Annotated in this window: 4 protein-coding genes; 3 read left to right on the forward strand and 1 reads right to left on the reverse strand. The window is 36.2% G+C overall.

Translation table 11 applies throughout. The features are described from left to right. Positions 1 to 143 precede the first annotated feature (143 nt). The 3 genes from ACILQF_RS10275 to ACILQF_RS10285 all read left to right on the forward strand — a co-directional run bounded on the left by ACILQF_RS10275 (position 144) and on the right by ACILQF_RS10285 (position 4,255). Entirely contained in the window at positions 144 to 2,327 is a 2,184-nt protein-coding gene (locus ACILQF_RS10275) for an acylase (RefSeq protein ID WP_395627319.1), read from the forward strand. Between the two features lie 19 nt (positions 2,328 to 2,346). Continuing rightward, positions 2,347 to 3,270 (forward strand): alpha/beta hydrolase, encoded by a 924-nt coding sequence (locus ACILQF_RS10280; protein WP_395627320.1) that lies wholly within the window; start codon positions 2,347 to 2,349, stop codon positions 3,268 to 3,270. 67 nt (positions 3,271 to 3,337) lie between these two features. Continuing rightward, a complete protein-coding gene (locus ACILQF_RS10285; protein ID WP_395627321.1) occupies positions 3,338 to 4,255 on the forward strand; it encodes a hypothetical protein in 918 nt (305 codons plus the stop codon). A 21-nt stretch (positions 4,256 to 4,276) separates the two neighbouring features. Here the strand turns inward: ACILQF_RS10285 and holA are convergent. Then, positions 4,277 to 5,188 (reverse strand): DNA polymerase III subunit delta (gene holA, locus ACILQF_RS10290; RefSeq protein WP_395627322.1); only part of this gene is annotated, 912 nt, incomplete at its 5' end.

Raw genomic sequence — 5,188 nt, forward strand, 5'->3', positions numbered from 1 at the left:
ATTTATCTATAAAAATGCGCTTTGTAAGTTATTAGAAAAAAAGAATGAAAAAATTAAGATTTGGAGCCAAGTTAATCGAATAGATACAAATTATCTTCTTCTCAAATAATCAAAAGCTTATATTTAAAAATAAAAAAAGAAATATGATCAGAATAGCTTTAGTACTCATTCTTCTAATCAATATTAGTTTTTCTCTTCCTGTGAAGACTAATTTTAGCAATGAAAAAAATCGCTGGCAGCAGCATGCAGCACAAACAGAAATCATCCGTGATGAATTTGGCGTTCCTCATATATATGGAAAAACTGACGCTGATGCTGTTTTTGGCTTATTATATGCACAATGCGAGGATGATTTTAACCGAGTAGAGCAGAATTATATCTTGGCTACCGGCCGTCTAGCCGAGATTGAAGGCGAAAAAGCTTTATATAGTGATTTACGCGCCAAAATTTTCATGACTCAAGAAGAGGCAATAGCTAATTATGAGAAAAGTCCGGCCTGGCTTAAAACATTATGTATAGCTTTTGCAGATGGAATAAACTATTATTTAGAAACTCATCCTGAAGTTAAACCACAATTAATTAAGCGGTTTGAACCATGGATGCCCATGTATTTTAGTGAGGGTTCAATTGGTGGGGATATTGAAAAGATATCTCTTAAAAAGCTTGCTGATTTCTACAATCAGGAGAATTCAAAGAAAATAAAAGGTAATCTTAGCAGTTCTATTTTGACGAAAGATAATGAGCCCAGAGGCTCAAATGGCTTCGCTATTTCAGGCAAATTAACTGAATCAGGGAAAGCCATGTTATTAATAAATCCGCATACCTCCTTCTTTTTTAGAGGGGAAGTGCATGTGGTAAGTGAGGAAGGGCTAAATGCCTACGGTGCGGTTACTTGGGGACAATTCTTCGTTTATCAAGGATTTAATGAAAAAACTGGCTGGATGCATACTTCATCCGATGTAGATATCATTGACGAATTTGAAGAAAGTATTGTCAAAAATAAAGACGGATTACACTATCAATATGGGAAAGAGCTTCTTAAGGTTGATTCCACCTTAATTCAACTGTCCTATAAAACAAATATAGGCCAAAGCCAGAAGTCCTTTATGGCTTATCGAACCCATCATGGACCAATTACTCACGCTTCAAACCAAAAATGGGTGGCTACCGCTATGATGTGGGATCCTATAAAGGCTTTAGAACAATCCTATTTACGCACAAAGAATACCAATCATCAAGAATTTCAAAAGATGATGGAAATTCGCACAAACTCTTCAAATAATACCGTTTATGCCGACGCAGATGGAAATATTGCCTATTATCATGGTAATTTTATCCCAAAAAGGGACGTTAAATTCGATTATAAATTGCCAGTCGATGGCAGTAATCCTGAGACCGATTGGAAAGGTTTACATCCCCTAAAAGATCAGATATTTTTGCTTAACCCAGAAAATGGCTGGATACAAAACTGTAATTCAACACCCTTTACTAGTGCCGGAAAAAACAGTCCCAAACAAGAAAATTACCCCAATTACATGTCATATACCCCAGAAAATTATAGGGGTATTCATGCAATCTCTTTGTTAAGAAAAGCAACGAAATTAAACATCGACAAATTAATAGAGCTCGCCTACGACTCTTATCTTCCTGGTGCTGAAGAATTGACTAAAGGTTTATTAAAGGCCTACGTGAATGATCCTAGAGGTAGCTTAGAAGCAAAAAAAGCTATTGAAATATTAAAAAAATGGGATTTCCGCACATCAGAAACATCCACAGCAATGACAATCATTCAATTTTATCTTAATTCCTATAACCGTTCAGGTAAGATTCCTGGTGGATTAAACTTTATGGAGCGTATCAATTATATCAATAACATAGCACCAATTAAAGAACGCCTTGATTTATTTGAGACAAGTTTGAATAAACTAAAGAATGATTTTGGTGCTGTAGAAATAGCATGGGGCGAGTTTAATCGCTATCAACGTGTAAATGGAGATATATACCAAGAATTTAATGATTCCGCGCCAAGCATCCCTATCGGAATGGCATCAGGTGAATGGGGCGCATTAGCATCTTTTGGGACAAGGTTTGGCAAAAACACGAAGCGTCAATATGGAACATCAGGCAATAGCTTTGTGGCCGTAGTGGAATTTGGGGAGAAAGTTAAAGCTAAGTCGATGTTGGCTGGCGGACAAAGTGGTAATCCTAAATCGGCGCATTTTGATGATCAAATGCAACGCTATGCAAATCGTCAATTCAAAACAGTAGCATATTATCGTGAAGATGTTTTAAAAAGAGCTAAATCAAAATATCAACCCGGAAAATAATTTTTTAATACTATGCATTATGACCATATTTAAAATTATCATTGCTTCGTTTTGCATCATTTATTCCATTTCAATGAAGGCACAAACAATTATACCCTTGTATAAGGGAGAAATCCCGAATAGTATAGTGATAGCCAATCGCGAAAAATCTGTAACTGATGTAGCTGGGATTGAGCGTATCAGCAAAGTTTCCATTCCCACTCTGACACTTTATGAGATAAAAAACAAAACGAGTAAAACTGCAGCCGTAATAATTTGTCCCGGTGGTGGATATGGCATTTTAGCCGCCTCCCATGAGGGTTCTGATGTTGCAGAAGAATTTAATCGCATGGGAATCACGGCATTTGTCTTAAAATATCGCCTACCGGATGATTCAACGATGGTGGATAAGAGTATCGGACCTTTGCAAGATGCTCAAAGGGCCATTCAGCTAGTCCGAGAAAATGCGGAGCAATTTGGAATTGACCAATCCAGGATTGGAATTATGGGGTTTTCTGCAGGGGGGCATTTAGCAGCAAGCGCTTCCACACGTTTTAAGGAGCCCTTAATTAATAATGAAAGAAATATATCCCTAAGACCAGATTTTTCTGTTCTTATATATCCTGTAATTAGTTTTATGGACGAATTAACTCATCGGGGGAGTAGACAAAATTTACTAGGTAAAGGTTCAAGTTTAGAAAGCCAGCAAAAATTCTCAAATGAGCTTCAAGTAAATGCTGATACACCTCCTGCATTTCTTGTCCACGCCTCTGATGATTCAGCTGTACCTGTTGCAAATAGTATGATTTACCATGAAGCTTTGTTAAATAAGAAGATTTATAGTCAGCTGCTAATTTATCCAAAAGGTGGGCATGGATTTGGGATGAATAATAAAACGACTGAGGACAAATTCATGGTCGGACTTGAACAATGGCTGCATTCAATCGGAATTTTATACAAATAATCGTTTAACACTCAAAAAACATGCGCAATAACAGGCTTTCCAGAGATTTTTCCTAATTTCGGCCTCCATGAAAACCCTGCCCCTATTTTTTTTACTTTATATGCTTTTAATGGGTTCTTCCTGTAATTATATCAGGAAAATTAATGAAGATCCTATTCCAACATTCACCGAAATTAAGGGAATAAAATATACTGAAGTTAGACGTTCGTTTCAAAACGGACTTTCATTCAATGAGCAAGGGTTTCAGTTAGAACCCGAATGGAATATTTACTTTAATGCTGACGACTCGGTCAAAATATTTAGTCCCGTGAAGCAGCAATACATGACCTACCGCATTTTCCATAGTCATAAAGCATTATTTCAATTTGCACGCGAGTGGTTCAGGGTACAGCATGTGAGCAAAGACAGTATTCTTTTACAAGTTATGGAATTGGAAGCGAGAGTGTTAAAAGAAGATAAATCAACAATTTATATGAAGCTTTATTCTGACGACTACATAAAAAAGGTGTTGAAAGCAGATGCTGCAACCTTAAAGCAAGCAACAAGAGAGGATAGCTTATTCATTAAATATAGAGCTATACAAGCTAATAGCAATTTAGATAGTGCTTTTGCGGCAAGAACGCCCGTAGTGTTGAGTAGCCGTAGTAAAATTACGCGAGTAGAAAAATTAAAAGCTAGTCTCGACCCCTATTTGGGTCATGTGAACCGCTCTGAAGAATATTTATATCCCGAATACCGAATTAATATCGACAAGGCTTATAAAGATTTTCAGTATTCCTTCTCGGTTTTGGTGGATCATAATGGCAAAATGCATTTTAAAGAATTTCTAGTGGCTGTTGAACCTGAATTTCTGGAATCTAAAACAAAGGTAGCTAAGGGAATAATTGATGTTTATTTGCGAAACACCCTGTCTATAAAACCTGGCAGCACTTTGGGTTTCCCACATACTAGTTTGATAAACTTACACATAATTGGGAGGAAATAAATTATCTTTTTAATTAATACCTTAATGAATAATCTTAAACAAAAGTTCCTTCATTAAATCACCTTGCTCGGTATTGCCACTTGCTTCAACTCCTTTTACTTTCAAATCACATTCACGTAGATAGCTAATAATCCTAAAAACCTTTTCTTTGCTATATGCTCTGGCTGCTTGTTCAAAATCTTTGACAAAAAATGGGGCTACACCTAACTCTTTGGCAAGACCTTGTGATGAACGATCGCTGGCATAATGAACTTTTAAAATCTTAGAAAAATAAGAGTTTAAATTACCTATGACTAAAAAAATGGGGTTATTCTTCGGATTTTCGGCAAAATAATTAATTATTTGATTCGCTTTATATACATCCTTACGTGAAATGGCATGTTGAAGTTCAAAAACATTATAATCCTTACTGATACCGATATTATTTTGAATATCATCAGTGTTAATTTCCTGCCCAAGCTTAACATTGAGCATTAACTTTTCGAGCTCATTTGACACTTTTGAAAGGTCATTACCTAAATACTCAGCCATAAGTGCCGATGCTTGAGCTTGAATTTTATAACCTTTATCGCGAACAAAGGTTTCAATCCATGCTGAAATCTTATAATCATTTAAACTAGCAGATTCGAACACAACACCAGCTTTTTCAATGGCCTTATAGATTTTTTTTCGTTTATCAAACTTAGCATGTCGGAAGCAAAAGACCAAAATGGTGCTCGGAAGTGGATTTTCAAAGTAAGCTAAAAGGGGATCTGGACCTTTTTTATCATCTTCAACTTCTTTACCCCACTTCAATTCTTGGGCTTCTTTTACCAAAATAACCTGGTATTCACTCATCATTGGATAGCGCTTGGCGGAATTAAGAATACTCATGATATCCGAATCCTTGCCATAGAAAATACTTTGGTTAAAGCCCTTTTCGGCATCAGAAAG

The organism is Daejeonella sp., assembly GCF_044232565.1.
Classification (GTDB): Bacteria; Bacteroidota; Bacteroidia; order Sphingobacteriales; family Sphingobacteriaceae; genus Daejeonella.